The organism is Paenibacillus sp. SAFN-117 (genome assembly GCF_051966115.1).
GTDB lineage: Bacteria > Bacillota > Bacilli > Paenibacillales > NBRC-103111 > Paenibacillus_L > Paenibacillus_L residui.
In genome coordinates this window covers 61,310-78,303 of record NZ_JBQCLK010000021.1, presented here as the reverse complement: position 1 = coordinate 78,303, position 16,994 = coordinate 61,310, and the positions used below count along the sequence as shown (strand labels likewise).

Genomic DNA, 16,994 nt, shown 5'->3' with positions numbered 1-16,994 from the left:
CTATCCCTATGCGGGCTTCAACTAATTTATCCTGCCGCTTTCATGCCCTGTCTATCGTATGCTATGATGAAATAAGAATGAATAATGGGGTGTGTGCGCATGAGCAAATTAATATTAATTGATGGTAATAGCATTGCCAACCGCGCTTTCTACGCTTTACCCTTGTTGACCAATTCGAGCGGACTGCACACCAATGCCGTCTACGGATTTACGACCATGCTGCTCAAATTGATCGAGGAGCAGCAGCCGACGCATTTCATGGTCGCCTTCGATGCCGGCAAGGTTACGTTCAGACATAAAGATTATAAAGAATATAAAGGCGGAAGAGCGAAGACGCCGCCTGAGCTGTCCGAGCAGTTTCCCCTGCTCAAAGAGCTGCTCCAAGCCTTCGGAATCACTCAATTTGAACTGGAAGGATACGAAGCGGACGATATTATCGGAACCCTGACCCGTCAAGCGGATGAACAGGGCATTAACGTGCTGGTAGTTACCGGGGATAAGGACATGCTGCAGCTGGCATCCCCGCAGGTCACTATCGCCCTGACGCGCAAGGGCATAAGCGAGGTAGAATTGTACGATCCTGCAGCCATTGAGGAGAAGTACGGTCTTAAGCCTCTGCAAATTATTGATTTGAAGGGTCTGATGGGCGATTCCTCCGATAATATACCGGGAATTCCCGGTGTGGGAGAGAAGACCGCGCTCAAGCTGCTTCATCAATATGGCAGTGTGGAAGAAGTGCTTGCCCATGCGGACGAATTGAAGGGCAAGATGCAGGAGAAGGTTAAGACTCATGCGGAGGATGCCCGGATGAGCAAGGAGTTGGCCACCATCTTCCGGGAGGTCCCGATGGAGTTGACCTTGGACGAGATGGCGTACTCCGGAAGCGAGGGACAAGCACTCGCTTCTATGTTCCAGAAGCTGGAATTCAAATCTTTGCTGGATAAGATGGATTTCACCGCCGAGGAAGCGGGAGAAGAGCCGGCTGAGGAGCTTGAATGCCAATGGGTGGATACGTCAGCCGCCGCTGCCTTCGCGGACAAGCTGAAGACGGTAAGCGCCATCTATGTGGAAGTGATCGGGGACAATCCGCATTATGCGGAAGTGGTCGGCATTTCCTTCTATGACGGAGAGACCGCCTATTATGCTCCTCTCGATGTGATTCTGTCGGAGGAAGGGGCGCCGATTCGCGCTTGGTTGTCCGACCCTTCGAAGAAGGTGGCATCGTACGATGTGCATCGGGCGGATGTGGCGCTGTCCTGGCAAGGCATAGAGCTGCGAGGCTGCTCGTTCGACGTGCAGCTCGCCGGTTATTTGCTGGATCCGACGGAAGCGAGCCATACGTTAGCCGCTATTGCCTCCAAATTTTCCGTCGGTGTGCTGAAGGAAGACGAAGCGGTGTACGGCAAGGGGGCTAAATTCAAGCTGCCGGATTCGGAGACGCTGAATAACCATCTTGGGCGCAAAGCGGAAGTGATCGCCAGGGTAACCCCGGTTCTGGAGAAAGCTCTGGAGGACAGCGAGATGGCCAAGCTGTTCCATGAGCTTGAGCTTCCTCTGTCCGCCGTGCTGGCCGGGATGGAGAAGCAAGGAATTCTCGTACACTCGGAAGAGCTGAGGACGCTTGGGGTCGAGCTGAATGAGCGCATCCAGGATTTAATGAAGACCATCTATGACTTGGCCGGAGGAGAATTCAATATCAACTCTCCCAAGCAGCTGGGCGAGGTTCTGTTTGACAAGCTGCAGCTTCCCGTGATCAAAAAAACGAAAACCGGTTATTCCACCGATGCGGAAGTGCTGGAGAAGCTGGCTTCGCGCCACGAAATTGTGCAGCATTTGCTTAATTACCGCCAACTGGCCAAGCTCCAGTCAACTTATATTGAGGGGCTGTTAAAAGAAGTTAACGAACAGACCGGAAAAATTCACACTTATTATAAACAAACGATTGCAGCCACCGGCAGACTCAGCAGCCAATACCCGAACCTGCAGAACATTCCCATCCGGCTGGAGGAAGGCCGCAAAATCCGTAAAGTCTTCGTTCCGTCGGAACCCGGCTGGTCTATTCTCGCGGCCGACTACTCGCAGATTGAGCTGCGGGTGCTCGCTCATATTTCGCAGGACGAGAAGCTGATGGAAGCTTTCCATCATAATATGGACATTCATACCAAGACGGCAATGGACGTATTCGGAGTTGCTGAGGAAGACGTGGATTCCAACATGCGCCGCTCTGCGAAGGCCGTTAATTTCGGAATTGTATATGGAATCAGCGATTACGGACTATCGCAAAATTTGGATATTACCCGAGCGGAAGCGGCCCGGTTTATCGAGCAGTATTTTTCCGTCTTCCAGGGGGTTCGCCGATATATGGAAGAGATTGTAATGAAAGCCCGCAAGGACGGCTTCGTAACGACCCTTCTCCAGAGGCGCCGTTATTTGCCGGAAATTAATGCGTCCAACTACAATCTTCGCTCCTTCGCGGAACGCACCGCCATGAACACGCCGATCCAAGGGACGGCAGCGGATATTATCAAGCTGGCCATGGTCCAGATCGCCGACCGCTTGAAGCGGGAGAAGCTGGCCAGCCGCATGCTGCTGCAGGTTCATGACGAGCTGGTGTTCGAGGTGCCTGATAATGAATTGGAGACTATGAAGCAGCTGGTTCCTGAAATGATGGAAAAAGCGATTAATCTGGACGTACCGCTGCGGGCCGATGTAAGCTGCGGAAGGAACTGGTACGAGGCCAAGTAGCCGGCCGGGTGGCAATCGCCCCGGTGTTGAGGTATGCTCAGTAATGTGAAGAACTGAATGGCCGGAGGTGAACAAGATGCCAGAGCTTCCAGAGGTAGAAACTGTAGTTCAAACATTAAACAAGCTCGTTAAAGGAAAGAACATCAACGAAGTCAGCGTCCATTTGGCGCGTATTATACAGCGGCCGTCCGACCCGGATGAGTTCTGTGCCATTCTGAGGGGAAGGTCTATACACAATATTGAGCGGAGAGGGAAGTTCATCCGTTTTCTTCTGGACGGTCTTGTTCTCGTCTCCCACTTGCGGATGGAGGGGCGCTATGGTCTCTACCAATCGGATGAACCGGTAGAGAAGCATACGCATGTTATTTTTCATTTTGATGACGGTACGGAGCTGCGCTACAAGGATGTGCGGCAATTCGGAACGATGCATTTATTCTCCCCCGGAGAAGAATTTGTCCAGCCTCCCTTGCATAAGCTTGGACTAGAGCCGCTCGGTCCCGAGTTTACGTTCGAGGCGTTCCGTGAGCAAATTTCTCCTCGCTCCACGAAAATCAAGCCGCTGCTGCTGAATCAGGAACGGATTGCAGGAATAGGCAATATCTATGCGGATGAAGCCTTGTTCAGGGCCGGTATTCATCCGGAACGAACGGCGGATTCCCTCACACGTAAAGAATTGCTCCGGCTGCATGAAGCGATCATAGAGACGCTTCAGGAAGCGGTGAGTGCCGGCGGGTCCTCTATCAAATCGTATGTCAACGGCCAAGGAGAAATGGGCATGTTTCAGCAGAGTTTGAATGTTTATGGCCGTAAGGATATGCCCTGCAACGAATGCGGACAGCTTGTTGCCAAAACCGTTCTTGGAGGAAGAGGGACGCATTACTGTCCTTCGTGCCAACCGTTAAAAAGGCGCAAAGTCCGCCGATAAACAGACCGGAGACGGGCCTGCTTCCCGCTTCGGTATCCGTCCATTCCTGCGATAAGCATGCAGTGGGCCCTGTATCCCGGGCATGCACAGAATAACGGCTTCTCCCATATGATGAAACTGACTCGCCTAACCGAGGACTTTATTCCCGGAATAGGAAAGGTCCCGTCAGGCGGGCGGTCTTCACGGGAGGGATGCAGGGATGATGGCGACATCATTAATCATATTGGCATTAGCTGTAAGCTTGGATGGGTTCGGTGTAGGGATTACATATGGTTTGAGACGGATCAGAATCCAGGCCTTCTCTATAATAATCATTGCTATTTGCTCCGGGTTGACCATTCTTCTATCCATGCAAATAGGGGGCTTGCTGTCCCGGCTATTTTCCCCGTCAGCAGCCAGTGCGCTAGGAGCCTTCATTCTGATCGGCATTGGAATCTGGTCTTTATATCAAATGCTGTCCAAAAAAGACGAGTCCAACGAAAATTCCGATTCCGGAAAACCGGAGCATGAGCCGGCGGCATCTTCATCTACCCATGTAAATAAAGCCATTGTCAGGATTGAACTCAAACGGTTGGGGCTGGTCATCCAAATTTTAAAAACCCCTTCGGCCGCTGATTTGGACCGTTCCGGGGTCATCTCCCCCTCAGAAGCGGCCTTGCTTGGCCTGGCTTTGTCTCTGGACGCTTTCGGGGCGGGTATAGGAGCGGCGTTATTAGGCTATAATCCTTATGTCACTTCTGCGGTTATCGCTATTTCCAGCGGTCTGTTTATTGCCGCGGGGCTTTATGCGGGCTTGCGTTTTGCGGGGTTTGGCTGGATGCGGAAATTATCGCTGCTGCCAGGTTGTTTTTTAATTATGATGGGGATTTCCAAGCTGTTTTGAAAAGACCGAGATGGGCGGGTAAGACACAGGCCGAAGGTTATATATGAAGCAACGGGATTTGTCTTATATTACTGTGTTTATAGACTATTATTGGGAGTGCAGCTTTTATGAATATAGGTTTGACTGGAGGAATAGCCAGCGGCAAATCAACCGTAGCCTCTATACTTGTTGAGCGGGGAGCGGTATTGGTTGACGCAGATCGGATTGCCCGGGAGGTAGTGCTTCCCGGAACCGAGCTGTTGGAGCAGGTTGCGAACCGTTTCGGACAAGCTATTCTTAATCCGGACGGTTCCCTGAACCGCAAGAAGCTTGGAGAAATCGTATTTGCGGATGACGCAGCGCGCAAAGATCTGGAGGGCTTGCTGCATCCGCAAATCCGATTGCGTATGAAACAAAGAATGCAGGAGGCGGAGGATACCGACCCCGGCCGATTGGTCGTTGTGGATGTGCCGCTTCTCTATGAATCCGGTCTTCAGCAGATGTTCGAGCAGGTAATGGTGGTCTATGTTCCCCGTTCAAAGCAATTGGAGAGACTGATGGCGCGGGACGGAATTACCGCAGCACAGGCGGAGCAGAGACTAAACGCTCAGATGGATATCGAGAAGAAAAGAGAGCTGGCCGACATTGTTATTAACAATGAGGGAAGCTTGACGGATACGATACGACAAATTGACCATTTTATAGAAGGAAAGGGGCTCTGATGAAAAGAAGACGGAAGCGAAGCCGGTTATGGTTCGTACTTTCATTTATTGTAGTGATCGTTGTCTTATTCTACAACAGCAATTGGCTTGGCAAGCTCGTTCATCCGATTCACTACCAGAAGGAAATTTTTCAGTTTGCGGAGCAGAACGGATTAGACCCTTATTTGGTAGCCGCCATTATCCGGGTGGAAAGCAACTTTAATCCCGATGCGGAATCGAAGAAAGGTGCTGTCGGGCTGATGCAGCTAATGCCGGACACGGCCGACTGGATATTGGAGAAGGAAGGATTTAGCACGTATGATTTCAAAGATTTGCGAAATCCGGAGCTTAATATTCAGGCAGGCACGAGATATCTGAATTTCTTGTTTGAATATTTTAACAATAATCGATTTGAGGTATTGGCTGCATACAACGCGGGGCAGGGCAATGTGAAGAAGTGGAAGGAAAGCGGAATATGGGACGGAACCTTGCAGGACGTGGATCGTATTCCATTCCGCGAAACTAAAAAATATGTCAGCTCTGTCGACTATTATTATAAGAAGTATATGGAAATCTACGCTAAAGAAAGGTAATATTGAAAGCATCGGACAAGCTCCGTAAGGAGCTCGCCGATGCATGAGGTACAAGACTAAAGAATTCCTTAACGGTTACCGCCAGACAGTTGTTGCTCAGCGATTTGTACCAGACGACGGGTGATATGACCTCCGATTGCACCTGCATCACGAGTAGCCATGTTACCCATGTAACCGTCTTGAGGAATGGCGATACCCAGTTCCTGAGCTACTTCGTATTTTAATTGATCCAATGCAGCGTTAGCTTGAGGAACAACCAATTGGTTGCTGCTCCGAGATTGTCCTTGTGCCATGTTGTTCACCTCCTTGTCGGTTGGTAATTCTATTATGTGCGCTTTGTTTGGGATCATAACAGGGAACGTCTGGTAAGAAGAATCGCAAATGGGAGAACGGGAAGAAGGAGGGACTCAAGTTGAAATGTCCATTTTGTGATCATTCGGGCACTAAAGTATTAGATTCGCGAGCCGCTAACGAGAATAAATCGATACGCCGGCGTAGAGAATGCGAGAAATGCTTTCGCCGCTTTACAACGTTCGAGATGGTGGAGGAAACACCGCTAGTCGTTATCAAGAAGGGTGGAAGCAGGGAAGAATTTAACCGCGAGAAAATTTTAAGAGGCTTGATCCGCGCTTGTGAGAAAAGGCCAGTTTCCATGGAAACATTGGAGAAGATGGTTTCCGAAGTGGAGAAACAGATTCGCAATACAGCCCGCAATGAAGTAGAAAGCCGGGAAATTGGCGAGATTCTGATGAACCAGCTCTATCCTGTGGATGAGGTGGCCTACGTTCGCTTCGCTTCAGTTTACCGGCAATTTAAAGATATTAACATGTTTATGAAAGAACTGAACCAGATCCTGACTAAGCACCAGCCGGATCCTAACGATGCCCCCTGAATAAATAACGCGGACACGGGTAATTTACGCGAGTCGCGTTATTTTTTTGTATAAAGAGCAGAACTTATCCCGGATTAAACAAATTAGGAGTTTCTCTCTTCCGGTAGAACACAACCGGCATCCGTGCATGCCGCACTGTCCTCTGATCCGCCGATGATGGTAAGCGGATTCTCTTCACCCCAGGCTTTCTGCAATGCCTCCACGAACACTTCACTTGGCTGTGCCCCGGATACCGCGTATTTACGATTAATCACGAAGAAAGGAACGCCCCTTACGCCAATCTGGCTTGCTTCCCGTTCATCATTTCGTACTTCATCGGCATACTTGCCGCTGTCTTTCAGAACCCGAAGGGCCTCCTCGCGATCCAGGCCGACCTCTGCGGCCAAGTCTGCCAATGTTTCATGATGGCCGACGTGCAGCCCATCGGTAAAGTGAGCTTTCAGCAATCGCTCGGTCAACTCTTTATTCTTGCCTTGGGAAGCCGCGTAATGAGTCAGACGATGAGCATCGAAGGTATTGGTCTGGATCGTGCGGTCGAAGTAGAAATCAAGGCCGACCGCCTTAGCTTGCTGCGCAATTTGGTTCGTATTGGCAATGGCCTGATCACGGCTCATTCCATACTTGGCCGCAAGCATGTCATATACGCTCGGATTGCCGTCGCGGCTGGCATTGGGATCCAATTCAAAGCTCCTATAAATCACTTCTACCGATTCCTTATTGGCAAACTGCTGCAGCCCGGCTTCGAACCGGCGCTTGCCGATGTAACAGAACGGACATACATAATCCGACCAAATTTCAACTTTCATTTTTTTCTAACCTCCAAATTTTGATAATAATAAGTATGCACATGCGGTGAAAACCAAATTATAGCACCAATTGGATAATTCCTGACAGATCTTAACAAGGATTAGACGAAGGTACGGTTGAATTTGGTCAACAATTTTCCGAAGGTATGGCAATCTTCATCGGACCAATCCTTCAATTTTTCCGTTACCCTTGCTAATCTAGCCCGCTTGCTTTCATCCAGTTCCTTGGCTCCCAAATCCGTAATTTGCAGAGAGAAGGATCTTCGATCTTGGGGGTCTGGTGTTCTATAGATGTATCCCTTCTGCTCCAGGGCCGCAGCTTGCCTGCTGACTGTGGAAATATCCAACCGGAATTCGTCTGCGAGAGCCTTGACGCCGGCGGAACCGTGAGCAGAAATTTGATGCAATAACAGGTATGCGGACCGGTCGAGGGTTCCGATTTTCTTGTCAGACGCAATGGAATTGATATGACGAACCAGAATAGCCAGCTCCAGCTCTATAGTTTCCAACGATCTCGGGTCCAATTTTTGTATCACCTCACAACAGAAGCTGCTTAATGCTCATACTCATGGTAGCATAATCGTTCATTTTTTCAAATTACAGCTAATGAAAGAAGATTTATTGACATGAAAATATATAGTTGTATAATACAATAATGTAGTTTCATTATACAACTTATTTTGTTTTCTTTGAAATTTAACTTTAATCGGAGAGGAGCAGGTATATGTCATATCAGAATTCGACAGAAGGCAGTTCATCCAATGCGCCTCTTTATGAAGAGGGGAGCCTTCTTAAACAGCCCAAGGCGGTTTGGGCGGTATTTTTCGCATGTATTATTGCTTTCATGGGCTTAGGCCTGGTAGACCCGATTTTGCTGGCTATTGCCGATCAGTTGGAGGCAACCCCCAGTGAAGTCTCTTTGCTTTTTACAAGCTATAATGCGGTCATGGCGGTTGCCATGTTAATAACGGGAGCTATCTCATCGAGGGTCGGAATCAAGCTGACACTGCTCGCCGGTATAGTAATTATCGCAATTTTCTCCTGTCTCGGCGGCCTCTCTAATGGAATATGGCCTCTTATCGGTTTGAGGGGAGGCTGGGGGCTGGGCAACGCGCTGTTTGTCGCGACGGCTCTGACCGCGATTGTTACTTTGTCCAAATCCGGTACGGCTAAAGCTATTATTTTGTACGAAGCGGCGATTGGACTAGGCATTTCGATAGGTCCGCTGCTTGGCGGCGAGCTCGGTTCCATTTCTTGGAGAGGACCCTTCCTGGGAGTGGCCGGGTTGATGGTCATTGCTTTCGTCAGCCTGCTTATTCTTATGCCGAAATCCCAGGTACCGCAGGCCGGGAAGCTTCCAAAAACCTCACTGCTCGATCCGTTCCGGGCAATGAAACATCGATCTCTTGTCGTTCTTGGAGTAACGGCTTGCCTGTATAATTTCGGTTTCTTTACATTACTGGCTTACGCGCCATTCGTTATGGGCTTGAGTGAACGGGGATTAGGCTATGTATTTTTGGGATGGGGCTTATTGTTGGCAATAACATCGGTATTTATGGCGCCGAGGCTGCAGCAGAGGTTCGGAACGATTAAATCCATGTGTGCTATGCTGATCTTGTTTGGCGTAGACCTGCTGGCCATGGGCATCTGGACTTCTACTCAGTGGTTAATCATCGCGGCCGTTATCATCGCCGGAGCCCTGTTGGGGAACAATAACACACTCATCACCACGGCGGTAATGAATGCCGCTCCTGTCGAACGTTCCACCGCGTCCGCCGTATACAGTTTCCTTCGTTTTCTTGGCGGGGCGGTTGCGCCGTTCCTGGCAGGAAAGCTCGCGGAATGGTACAATCCCCATGTTCCTTTCGTAGTAGGTGCGGTTTTCGTAGTGCTGTCCGTTTTCTTTGTGCTGGCAAACCGAAAGCACCTCAACCATGTTGACGATATGGAATCCGGTCATTAATTTTCCAATATTTCAAAAGGGCTGCTTTTTGCCTTTGCAGCCCTTTTTTCAATGGAGGATTTCAATTTATGAAGTTCGAAAATTTCTTAACTCATCCGATAACTGCAAGGCCAGACGGTCCAATTCTTCCGCCAGCTCCGTCAGCCGGTGGATGGAATGGCCCTGTTGCTCCACGGTGGCGGATACCTCTTCGGTCCCGGCTGCCGTTTCTTCCGTAATAGAGGTTGTCGTTTCCATGGCCTGCAGCATTCTCTCTTTCTGCTGTGTGGTGTCCAATATCGCCGCCGCAATGCTCCGAATCTGCTCCGTATTGGACTGAACGGTGCTCAGAATGGTTCGGAAAGCCGAGTCCGTATCCGATACAGCCGATTCCTGGCGCTGCATTAGGCGATGAGCCTCCTCAATCACGGTCATCGTATGCTTGGATTCGCGGCCGATTTCATCTATGATTTCGTCTATTCGGGCAACAGCGCTTTGGGATTGGTCGGCCAGCTTTCTGACTTCTCCGGCGACAACGGTAAATCCTCTGCCGGCCTCTCCGGCGCGTGCCGCTTCGATGGAAGCATTGAGCGCAAGCAAATTCGTCTGGGCGGAAATTTCGGATACCGTACCGATAATTTCGCTGATTTGCGCTGTCCGGTCGTTCAAGGTCGTTATCGCATCGACTATTTGTTCCATGGAACGGTTCGTGTGGGCTGATTGCTCCTTAAGCTCCATGACCGTATTCATTCCGTCCCTGGATACCATTTGCATTTGCTCTGATTCCGTCTCCAGAGACCGGCTCTGGGCTTCGATTTCGGTCAGCCGTTCAGCCAATTGATAGATCGCTTCCGAAGTTTGCTCCACCAATTCCGCTTGATGTCCCGCTCCCAGGGCAATCTGATCCACGGTTCTCGTAATTTCCGTGCTGGCTGCCTGATTTTCCTGCGAATTTGCGACCAGTGTCCGGGACGCTTCCTGCACTTTAGCCGAAATCTGATCGATGCCGCTAATCATGCTTCGTATTTTCAATACCATACTGTTAAATACCCCGGCCAGCTGTCCCAATTCGTCTTTGCGATCAAGCCGGATTTGCAGGTTCAAGTTCCCTTGCTCAACTTCTTTCATCGAATTCATCAAGCTATGGAGCGGTTTGGTTATTCGTCTGGCAAAAACGAAAGAAACAAGGACTACAATGATCAGCACGATAACCGTCATGATCGTAAGCGGCATAATCAGTTGCTTGGCCTCTTGTTCAAACTCGTTTACATAAACCGTTCCCGCCAGCTTCCAATCGGTCGTCGGATTGGTGGTGAAGCTGAATTTTTTATCTTCTCCGTAGAAGTTATAGGAGATGGTTCCTTGTTCGCCGGCCTCCATCATTTTAATATAATATTCTTCCTGCGTTACATCCGCCCCATTTAATTGGCTGTCGGGATGATACAGGAAGGTTCCCTTATCATCGAACAATATGGCATATCCGGCATGGCCGATTTGAATATTTTTCACCAAATCGATCAACTCATTCAGCGTTATATCAATAGCCAGCACCCCCCACGGCTTTCCGTCCCGGACCAATGTTTTGGCGGCGCTTATGACCAGAGAGCCATCCGTGGCCGTTACATAGGGTTCCGTCCAGATCACCTGTCCTTCATTCCGGACGGCCTCCTCATACCAGGGACGCGTGCGCGGATCAAAGCCGGGTGGCAACGATTGTCCCTCAGGATACAGAAAAATATCGCCTTCCGCTGTGCCCAGATAGATATTTGTAATATCATTGTTGGCTGTATGATACATCCCGAACACAGACATTAAACCGGATTGATCCTCCGGCTGTTGAGAGAAACCGCCAACCACCCCGTTGTCGGAAATAGCCGTTAACTGGTTTTCGAATTTTCTGAAGAAACGCTCGAACATCCGGTTGGTTTCCTCGATGGAATATCCGACATTTTTGGTCAGTGTGTCTACAGTCATATTTACGCTGAAATAGTAACTCGCGGAGGATAGAATGACGGCCGCCAGCAGAGTTAGTGCCAGGAAAGGAATGAGAATTTGCTGCTGCAATTTTAAATTTTTCATACGTACCCCCGAAGTTTGAAGTGGTTGCGGAATATTCTAGTAATTTAGTCGGAACAACTAGAAGTATTTTCTATTATATAGACGAAAAGACCTATAAAAATAGTCTATAGACGCAGGGAATTATGAAATTTTTGTTAATAAACTGTTTATTTTTTGTAATGTAAGGAATTTTCTATAAGAAATTAAGCAAAATATAAGTGGCGAGGTATAGGCTGCCTACAACTCATAATAATAAAGGGCTTGAAGGTCCGAACAGATTCAGGAGGCCACAATGAACGAGGATAATCAGAAAACCGAGCATGATCTTACCTTGACTAACCGGCAAGGGCATCCCGTCACAAACAATCAAAATTTAAGAACGGTAGGAAATCGCGGTCCGGCAACTTTGGAAAACTATGATTTTATCGAGAAAATCAGCCATTTCGACCGTGAGCGCATCCCGGAGCGTGTGGTTCATGCCCGCGGAGCGGGGGCCCACGGCTACTTCGAAGCTTATGGAACGGTAGGGAACGAGCCTGTATCCAAATACACACGTGCCAAGTTATTTCAAGAGAAGGGCAAGCGCACCCCTGTATTCGTCCGGTTCTCGACCGTAATCCATGGCGGACATTCCCCGGAGACGCTTAGAGATCCCCGCGGATTTGCCGTTAAATTCTATACGGAGGATGGAAACTGGGATTTGGTTGGGAATAACTTGAAAATTTTCTTCATCCGCGATGCGGTCAAATTTCCGGATATGATCCATGCCTTTAAACCGGACCCGATTACGAATATTCAGGATTCTGAAAGGTTCTTCGACTTTTGCGCCAATTCACCCGAAAGCTTCCACATGGTAACGTTTGTTTATTCCCCTTGGGGGATTCCGGCCAACTATCGTATGATGCAGGGCTCGGGCGTCAATACATATAAGTGGGTAAACAGCGAAGGGGAAGCCGTTCTGGTCAAATATCATTGGGAGCCCAAGCAGGGGATCAAAAATTTGACGATGAAGGAAGCTGCAGAAATTCAGGCAGTCAATTTCAATCATGCTACCCAGGATTTATATGAAGCGATTGAGCGCGGGGATTATCCGGAATGGGAGCTGCTGGTGCAGATCATGAGTGACGGGGAACATCCCGAGCTTGATTTCGACCCGTTGGACGACACGAAGCTGTGGCCTGAAGATCAGTTTCCGTGGCTGCCGGTCGGCAAAATGGTGTTAAACCGCAATCCGGAAGATTATTTCAACGAAGTAGAGCAAGTAGCCTTCGGTACGGGGGTGCTGGTGGACGGGCTGGATTTCTCCGATGACAAGATGCTTCAGGGGCGGACATTTTCCTATTCCGATACGCAGCGCTACCGTGTAGGCGCGAATTATTTGCAGCTGCCCATCAACTCGCCCAAGAAGAGGGTGGCCACCAACCAAAGCGGCGGCCAAATGCAGTACAGGGTGGACCGTGCCCCGGGGCAAAATCCTCATATTAACTATGAGCCATCGTTGCTGGGCGGCCTGAAGGAAGCTGAGCAGGCAGGGAAGGAATATACTCCCCAGGTCGAAGGCAGGCTGGTGCGCCAATCCATCGACCGGCAGAGCAATACGAAGCAGGCGGGTGAAACCTACCGCAGGTTCGAGGAATGGGAACGGGCCGAATTAATCGCGAATCTGGTGGCCGATCTTTCCCGCTGCGATAAACGAATACAGGAGAAAATGATCGCTCTCGCCGAGGAAGCGGATGAAGAATACGGTCGCCGTCTGAGAGAGGGATTGGCGAATGCGCCGCAGGGCGGATCGAGTCAGAAGCCGCTCGGCAACAGGGAAGGGGACAAGGCTCCTCAGCAAGCCGTGGACAAAGGCCACGAGGCCGAGCCGTATTAAGTGAAACGCAATTTAGAAAAAGCCCGCCTTGCAGTCGTTCTGCAGGCGGGCTATAAAGCTTTGATAAGTGTTCCAAGGCCTGTTTTTTATTCTTCACCTTGTCTTCCAGCGTAATAAGGCGCTCCCGGATCGAGGTCGATAACAACTCGCCGAGGTGCAGCCAGCGCATATTGATGCTCGCATCGCCAGCGCATATCTTCGGTGAAGCCGATCGTCTCCCCGTCAGCGATAACATCTCCATTATTAAATAAATAATACCCGATATTAATTAAATGGTCGCCTACCTCGTTGGGGTCCAAATCGTAGAAGTGACACTGAACATCGGGAATGCCGAGAGCGGCAAGTCCTACCGTATCCATCAATCCTTCGGGGCGATTGCTGCCGGTTCCTTCCACATTGTAGAATCGTAAATTCATTGCACCATATAAAGGGGCTCCTTCTTCCACCGCAGCCAAATACTCTTTGGGCTCAACCAGCTTGTCGCTCTCACGGAAGTAAATCGCATCGCAAGGCGCCGCTTCCAATATCGCTTTAAGGGCGCCAGTGAACAGCTCTAATCTCGATTTGGGATCAAGTCCGGAAGCCATCATGTCCGACATAAGTAATGAATGGCTGCACTCGCTTAGTGTCTGTGCGGCTTCCTTCCAATGCCAGCATTGCTGGATCGCTGTCTCATAGTCCGTGACCGGCCGGTTATCGATATTCATTAAGCTGGTCTGGGCGGGCATTTCTCCATCTGAATACCGAACCATATAGTTTAAATGGAAGAAATGCAGCAATTGCTCCTTTTCGGTTTCGTAGGCTTCCCAAACCGCTAGTCCGGCGGCATCGGCTTCCTCTAGTTCCGGCTGCTCCGTTTTGCCAGTGTAAAGCTCCATTTTCTTATAGAGTAAGTCCCGGTCAATCTCAGGCCGTTGTCTGTATTTAAGTTCAACCGTGTAAACCCGTGCAAATCCGAAATCCCTATCTTCTTCAAGCATATCGTTCATTTAACTTGTCTCCTTTGTCACCTTCATGATTGTTCGGCCCGTGTGCGATCTCCTTCATTTACTAAGTAAAAGAGTATGTATGGTTTTAGCGTCCCGCGAGCAAATCTTCCTTGCTGATGACAGATGAAAAGTATGGTTCATAACATTCCCATCCCCGTCAATGACTTCAATAATGTTATTCGTACGCTCTTATGCGCTGCGTTTGGCGGCCGCGGCCCGATTCGCATGCCGCTGCGACCAATAGGCCAGACTCATCGTGGCGAGCAGAAGGAGGCCTGTTGCCCAGAAGACGGCATGAATCGAGAACACGCCGCTAATGGCGCCGCCGACGAGCGGTCCCAGCATGCCGCCTAGTTGGTTCGCCGTCTGATTCAAGCTAAAGGCCCGTCCGCGGAACTCACTCTCCGTAGTGCGTACGACCAAGCCGTTAAGCGCCGGGAATACCGCACAGAAGAAAATACCGTACGCAAACCGGATAATAGAGAACCACCAGATGTTATGGAATGGAATTTGCAGCAAGGTTCCGATTCCTCCGGCTAGCAGACCGATAAGCAATATTTTGTGAAAACCTACCCGGTCGGCCAGCTTTCCCCATCGGGGAGCGAACATAATGCTCGCGACTCCGACCAGCGAGAACACTATGCCTGCGGCCAGCGAAGCGTCCTTTGTCGGAATGCCAAGCTCGACTATGTAGAGCGGCAATACCGGTTCGATCGTCATTACGGAAAACTGGGTGCATAACGTCAGCACGACAATGACGATAAACGGCTTGTTCTGCACCGCAATGCCGATCGTATGGATGATCGAGCTGCTGTCTTTGCTCGGCACGAAGGACTCCTCTTTCACCCAAAAAATAATGAGAATCGTCGCGATAAAGCAAAGCACCCCGGCGCTGCCGAATGCAATCCGGTTATCGAAAATTTTGGACAGTACGCCGCCCAGCATCGGTCCCATAATGCTTCCGGTTGCCGTAGCCGTTGATATCATTGACAGGGCATACCCTACCTTTTTCTCCGGAGTGTTCGTCCCCACAAGCGCTATCGCTCCTGGAATGAAGCCGGACAGCAAGCCTTGCAGCAGCCGAAGCACAAGCAATTGATATGGATTAGTCACGAATGCGGTCAAAAGATAAATAACACATAGGGCGATACCTGCCCGGATAATCATCGGCTTGCGCCCGTATTTATCTCCGATCGCGCCCCAGAACGGCGATGACACGGCCCCTGCCAAAAAAGCGCTGCTGAACAAGATGCCGGACCATAGCTCGATATGATCCTTCACCCCAATTTGCAGTAAAAACAGAGGCAGAAACGGAATGACCATCGAAAAGCTGGACGATACGATGAATGAGCCGAACCATAAGATCCATAAGTTTTTCTTCCATGTTTCCATACATGATCACTTCCGAAGTATTCTATTTGCCGCAGGTTACTGGCCGTTATAACTATGAGCAACGATTTCTATCGGGCCGAACTTTTTAATAGACTTTATTATACACCAATCCCCCCATTCTGCAATTTTCAATTAATCCATAAGCCTATTTCCAAGTATGCACAAGAAAAGATAGGCATTGAAACTTTAGGGCAATTTCACAAGCGAAAGCACCGCTCAAATGAACGGAATCGGATCAATCCTCAATTTCACAACTCTCAATTTCGCCTTGATTCTGAACAAATTTCAATGCTATACTCGAGTCAAACGGTCATGAAGCACATGCCGCTTTGATACTTAAAAGTATCGAGGCGGCATTTTTATTTTGTTTTGTGGAAAGGGGGCGAGCTTCATGTTTATGAAACAATATGAGATTTGGATGCAGAAGCAAATTGAACAGGAGAAGAACCATCGAAGACGTGAGTTGTTACAAAAAGGACTCAGCCACGGAACTGTGGAGTTGTTGCGTTCGATCTGGTATCCGGTTGTCGGTAACTTCGATCATTTGTATCCTGAATGGGAGGTCCGCGATTTCAATAATGGGTATCGGTATCTCGATTTGGCTTTCTTGCCAGGAGGTGCTAAAGGAGATATAGAAATTCAAGATTACCGATCGCATGCCAGAGATTTGGATACACGTCGTTTCAAAGACTTGTGTCGCAGACAAAGCTTGTTGTCGCTTGATGATTGGGTCTTTTTGCCGATTGCGTATTTGTCAATTCAAGAAGAACCGGAGTTTTGTAAGCAGTTAATCTTATCGTTCATTGGGAAGATTCTTTCGTTCGAGGTGGATGTCCGGCTGAACAGTATGGAGGCGGAAACAGTGCGATATGCGCGAAGACTTGTGAGGCCATTTACACCAACGGAGCTTGCGAGGCATCTTCGAGTAACTGATCGTTACGCCCGTAAGGTGCTGCATGACTTGGTAGAGAAACAACATTTGATAGTGGTTGGAGGAAAATTGAGATTTCGGACGTATCAGTTGAATATTGGCAGTAACATAAACATTGGGGGGTTAAGGAAAGGGAATAGGAGAGGATAGAGAAAGCCTGCGGAACTGAGAGGCGTTATTCAACGAAATATCGCCATTTTTTAAAGTTAACGGAACTGTACGCCGTTATTGGCTGCAATTCGCGAAGTATTGCCATCGAAATAAGCAAATAACGGTACTAAG

General features: G+C 49.3%; 15 protein-coding genes. 9 read left to right on the top strand and 6 right to left on the bottom strand.

Translation table 11 applies throughout. The features are described from left to right. Positions 1-99 precede the first annotated feature (99 nt). The 5 genes from polA (at position 100) to ACTHRH_RS14950 (ending at position 5,826) form a co-directional block, all read left to right on the top strand. Positions 100-2,745, top strand: a complete 2,646-nt coding sequence (polA, locus tag ACTHRH_RS14970) for a DNA polymerase I (protein WP_440416315.1) — start codon at positions 100-102, stop codon at positions 2,743-2,745. A 76-nt stretch (positions 2,746-2,821) separates the two neighbouring features. Beyond that, positions 2,822-3,670, top strand: coding sequence for a DNA-formamidopyrimidine glycosylase (mutM, locus tag ACTHRH_RS14965; RefSeq protein ID WP_144932128.1), 849 nt, complete (start codon positions 2,822-2,824; stop codon positions 3,668-3,670). Positions 3,671-3,869: 199 nt separating this feature from the next. After that, positions 3,870-4,553, top strand: coding sequence for a sporulation membrane protein YtaF (gene ytaF, locus ACTHRH_RS14960; protein WP_379288658.1), 684 nt, complete (start codon positions 3,870-3,872; stop codon positions 4,551-4,553). A gap of 107 nt (positions 4,554-4,660) precedes the next feature. Continuing rightward, positions 4,661-5,254, top strand: coding sequence for a dephospho-CoA kinase (gene coaE / locus ACTHRH_RS14955; protein WP_440416313.1), 594 nt, complete (start codon positions 4,661-4,663; stop codon positions 5,252-5,254). Beyond that, complete coding sequence (locus ACTHRH_RS14950) at positions 5,254-5,826, top strand: lytic transglycosylase domain-containing protein (protein WP_144932122.1); 573 nt, start codon at positions 5,254-5,256, stop codon at positions 5,824-5,826. Before coaE ends, ACTHRH_RS14950 begins: the two co-directional genes overlap by 1 nt. Positions 5,827-5,894: 68 nt before the next feature. Here the strand turns inward: ACTHRH_RS14950 and ACTHRH_RS14945 are convergent, their stop codons facing one another. Continuing rightward, entirely contained in the window at positions 5,895-6,119 is a 225-nt protein-coding gene (locus tag ACTHRH_RS14945) for an alpha/beta-type small acid-soluble spore protein (protein ID WP_150959533.1), read from the bottom strand. 119 nt (positions 6,120-6,238) lie between these two features. On the opposite strand from ACTHRH_RS14945, the gene nrdR reads away from it, so the two are divergent. After that, positions 6,239-6,718, top strand: coding sequence for a transcriptional regulator NrdR (nrdR, locus tag ACTHRH_RS14940; RefSeq protein ID WP_440416310.1), 480 nt, complete (start codon positions 6,239-6,241; stop codon positions 6,716-6,718). A gap of 83 nt (positions 6,719-6,801) precedes the next feature. Here the strand turns inward: nrdR and ACTHRH_RS14935 are convergent, their stop codons facing one another. Next, positions 6,802-7,524, bottom strand: coding sequence for a DsbA family oxidoreductase (locus tag ACTHRH_RS14935; protein WP_440416308.1), 723 nt, complete (start codon positions 7,522-7,524; stop codon positions 6,802-6,804). A gap of 101 nt (positions 7,525-7,625) precedes the next feature. Then, complete coding sequence (locus ACTHRH_RS14930) at positions 7,626-8,048, bottom strand: MarR family winged helix-turn-helix transcriptional regulator (protein WP_144932113.1); 423 nt, start codon at positions 8,046-8,048, stop codon at positions 7,626-7,628. A 200-nt stretch (positions 8,049-8,248) separates the two neighbouring features. Here ACTHRH_RS14930 and ACTHRH_RS14925 point away from each other — a divergent pair, with 200 nt between their 5' ends. After that, positions 8,249-9,487, top strand: a complete 1,239-nt coding sequence (locus ACTHRH_RS14925) for an MFS transporter (RefSeq protein ID WP_440416305.1) — start codon at positions 8,249-8,251, stop codon at positions 9,485-9,487. A gap of 66 nt (positions 9,488-9,553) precedes the next feature. On the opposite strand, the gene ACTHRH_RS14920 is transcribed toward ACTHRH_RS14925, so the two are convergent. Further along, positions 9,554-11,545: a methyl-accepting chemotaxis protein gene (locus ACTHRH_RS14920; protein ID WP_440416303.1), complete on the bottom strand. Its 1,992-nt coding sequence runs from the start codon at positions 11,543-11,545 to the stop codon at positions 9,554-9,556. 271 nt (positions 11,546-11,816) lie between these two features. Here ACTHRH_RS14920 and ACTHRH_RS14915 point away from each other — a divergent pair, with 271 nt between their 5' ends. Continuing rightward, on the top strand, positions 11,817-13,400 hold the full coding sequence (locus ACTHRH_RS14915; RefSeq protein ID WP_440416301.1) for a catalase: 1,584 nt from the start codon (positions 11,817-11,819) through the stop codon (positions 13,398-13,400). Between the two features lie 86 nt (positions 13,401-13,486). Here ACTHRH_RS14915 and ACTHRH_RS14910 read toward each other — a convergent pair whose 3' ends face one another. Continuing rightward, on the bottom strand, positions 13,487-14,389 hold the full coding sequence (locus ACTHRH_RS14910; RefSeq protein WP_440416299.1) for a DUF4261 domain-containing protein: 903 nt from the start codon (positions 14,387-14,389) through the stop codon (positions 13,487-13,489). Positions 14,390-14,578: 189 nt separating this feature from the next. Then, a complete protein-coding gene (locus ACTHRH_RS14905; protein WP_150959540.1) occupies positions 14,579-15,781 on the bottom strand; it encodes an MFS transporter in 1,203 nt (400 codons plus the stop codon). A gap of 391 nt (positions 15,782-16,172) precedes the next feature. Here ACTHRH_RS14905 and ACTHRH_RS14900 point away from each other — a divergent pair, with 391 nt between their 5' ends. Further along, complete coding sequence (locus ACTHRH_RS14900) at positions 16,173-16,862, top strand: transcriptional regulator (protein WP_440416297.1); 690 nt, start codon at positions 16,173-16,175, stop codon at positions 16,860-16,862. Positions 16,863-16,994 lie beyond the last annotated feature (132 nt).